Source organism: Achromobacter maghribensis (assembly GCF_057334215.1).
The window spans coordinates 1-615 of the sequence record NZ_JBHFII010000034.1 but is presented as its reverse complement, the minus strand read 5'-3'; positions in this window follow the sequence as shown (position 1 = coordinate 615).

Here is a 615-nt window from a genome sequence, read left to right as displayed (position 1 = left end):
CATCAAGGTTGCGCGCCATCAGGCGAACCCCGCCGACGAGCTGGCGCCGTCTTGGCTTGAGGCGCTGCTGGGTCCCTCATTACTGACGAGATTTGCAGGGCCCGCCTCAAGCGTCCGCGCGGGCGGACGCTTTCTGCATACGCGTTGCCGGGGCGTTGTCGCGTTGGTCGCTTACGCGCTTTTGTCGGGTGGTTTTCTGTTGGCCCCGCCGTCAGGTGGGGGAGGTGGAGCGACGGGTGGCGCGCGGCAGATAGCTGATTGCTTCGCCAGACCTGTACGCGTGCCACCCGTCTAAAAGGGAGGCCGGTAAATGTTGCGAGCGTCGGCTGAGATTTGCAGCGTTGCGAGGGTTCCTTGCGTTGCGTGCGCGCAGCGGCATCATGGATTGCAAGACGCCGCGTAAGCTCCCAAAGGCCGCCTGCGCGGCCGGCCGGGAGCGGGCCCCGCAAGATCATCCACCACCCCACACTGTGGAGTAAGACCTTAAGAAAACCGCCCGCCCCAGCTGACGTGAAATTGCACCTGACAGAGCCCGGCGCGTCGGTGGCCGGTGGGGCGCGGGGCGTCGATAAGCCCGAGGGAATCCGAAGGAACTGCCAAAGGCAGTGACGAGGA